This window comes from Pyrobaculum sp. (genome assembly GCF_049971835.1).
Classification (GTDB): domain Archaea; phylum Thermoproteota; class Thermoprotei; order Thermoproteales; family Thermoproteaceae; genus Pyrobaculum.
In genome coordinates, this window is the sequence record NZ_JBMFKV010000277.1 from 1 (window position 1) to 2,112 (window position 2,112).

General features: G+C 61.6%; 2 protein-coding genes and 1 pseudogene. All 3 read right to left on the reverse strand.

The window, feature by feature from the left end:
* Positions 1-1,003: HD domain-containing protein (locus tag ACP5J3_RS13615; RefSeq protein ID WP_428496181.1), on the reverse strand; the 1,003-nt coding region annotated here is incomplete at its 3' end.
* On the reverse strand, positions 990-1,928 hold the full coding sequence (locus ACP5J3_RS13620) for a CRISPR-associated protein (RefSeq protein ID WP_428496182.1): 939 nt from the start codon (positions 1,926-1,928) through the stop codon (positions 990-992). The genes ACP5J3_RS13615 and ACP5J3_RS13620, both read right to left, overlap by 14 nt.
* Positions 1,916-2,112 (reverse strand): annotated as a pseudogene (locus tag ACP5J3_RS13625) (hypothetical protein); the annotation flags it as partial. The pseudogene ACP5J3_RS13625 and the gene ACP5J3_RS13620, both read right to left, overlap by 13 nt.

A 2,112-nucleotide genomic window follows, 5' to 3' on the forward strand; every position in this document is an offset into this window, starting at 1 on the left:
ATGGGCCTGAGTAGTGGATGTAGACGGTCAGCGCCCCCTCCGACTCCCTTAACACCTCCTCCTCAATCCGCTTAGCGATATCCTCTAGCTCCTCCACCCTTGGGAGGATTAGAACAGCCTCGCCGCCAGTGTCCAGAAGAACGTTGGCATAAGTGACAACCTCCCCGCCCAGCCTCTTGTTCACCTCCTCGATAAGCCTACGGATGGCGATTCTCTGCAACAACGTAACTCTAAGCGACCTACCTCTGAGCACCGACATCGCGCCGCCCACCCTCCTGGCCCTTGTTATGTACTCCTGTATCCTCCCCACGTCCACAGCCGCAACGTAGAACTCACCGCCAGTCGACGCCAACGCCGCCGCGAGGATTGAGTGTGCGTAAAGCGACGTGTCGGGCTTCTCGACGCCGTACACAGCCGCCGGCACGAAGGACGCCGTCGCCTTTAAGATATACACCAACGTCTCGACTAGTTGCATGTAGTTCATGGTAACCTTGTTGAGCTCCCCGGCCATCTTCATAAGCTCCTCATAGGACTTCATGTAGCAACGGCAGACTCTGTCTGGGGGGACTCCGTCCAGCTCTCTCGCAGGCCTTAGCTCCTCGGCTTCGTCCAGTCTCTCCGGCAACGGGCAGGGCGGGACGTAGAGCTCTTTCCCATCTGCGTCGTAAATTACCAACGGGATTTCCTGCTCCCCCCGGCCGGGGACCGACAAGCCCTGTCCTAAAATGTCGTCGCCTGGAAGCCTCTCCTTAGCCGCGGCCCTATCATACGGCGCTATGCCGCCGTCCTCGTGGTGCTCCCTCACGAGCCTTTTGACAAGTTCGACGTCTAGTCCGGCCGCCTTCAACGCTTCGCCGATCTTGTCTATGAACTCGACGCTGTGCTCCACATGGCTCTTCGCCTGCTCGTTGCTACACAGCTTAGCCCTCCTTATCAGCTTCCCTATGTCGTGGAGCAACGCGGCGACTACGTACTCCCTATACTCGGCGCTAGCGCCACTCATAACAGACCCACCCCACCGGCGCCCCCTCCGCCACCTTTACAGTACGGTCGCCCCACGGCCGGCCGAGCCTCCTAGCCATGTACTCCTCCACCTCGGCGAATAAAGACTTGTCAAGCCTCTCCACCAGCGTGAGGATGGTCTTCCACCGCCGCCCAGCCCCGAACCCCAGCCTCACCGCGCCCCGGCAGGGAGGCCTCAAACCCCTAGACTCCTCAAACTTGGCAACCTCCCCCGCGAACATATCCAGAGCCTCTTTGAGGTCGTCCACGGTGACCACAACCTCGCTCTTGCCAGACTCCGAAACCAAGGGCCGCGTCTCCACGACGTATTCAAACACCGAGTCCCGGTCGGCGCCGACGGCGTAGAAAGAGGCCTTTGCCGCGGATCCCTCCAGCACGTCCACCCGAAACACTCTAAACCTAACCTCCGCGCCCCGCTCTACCACCGATACCAAATTAAATACGTCAAGCGCCCGGCCCCCCGGGAAGTGCCTTTTAAACACCGCCGCCTCCCCAGCCGCCGCCACGTACTTGGGATGCACCCCCTCAGCCACCGCCTCCCTAACAGCCTTTAGAAACCTCCCCGCCGCCTCTCCGTCCCTAGAGAGGACCCGCCAGAGGTAGGCGGTCCTTAGAAGACCCTTGACGGAGGAGGCGGGCGGCGCTGTGCCAAGCCTAACCTCCGCCCTCTCCGGCAACTGGGGGGAGGGGTAGACGGCGTAGGCAAAACGAGCCGGATCGCTCCCCGCCAGCTTGATCACAGACTCCAGGTTGAGCTCCCCCCTTACGGCAGACAGCAGATCCCCCCTCGACAGATCAACGAGGTAGAGCCGCCCGTCTTTATAAAACGCGTCCAGCCCCACCACCACCGAGCCGCCGCCCAGGACAAAAACCGGCGAAGCCGCCCTAAGCCTCAAGACAGCCATACCCACAGTGGAGAAAGCCTCTTCAAACAGGGAACGTCGACCCTCTCCACGTCCTCAAACTGAAAATCCCCCTCCACGACTCCGCCGTCCAGCAGAACGCTCAGCGGCCCCACAACCCCGCGCGTACACCTCCAGCTCCTCACCGCCCACTCGCCCACCGCCTTCCCCCCGAAAGGCCGCCCCA

Excerpts from the sequence above, each read along its gene's own strand:
- ACP5J3_RS13620 (WP_428496182.1), bottom strand. The coding sequence starts at position 1,928 with ATGGCTGTCTTGAGGCTTAGGGCGGCTTCGCCGGTTTTTGTCCTGGGC.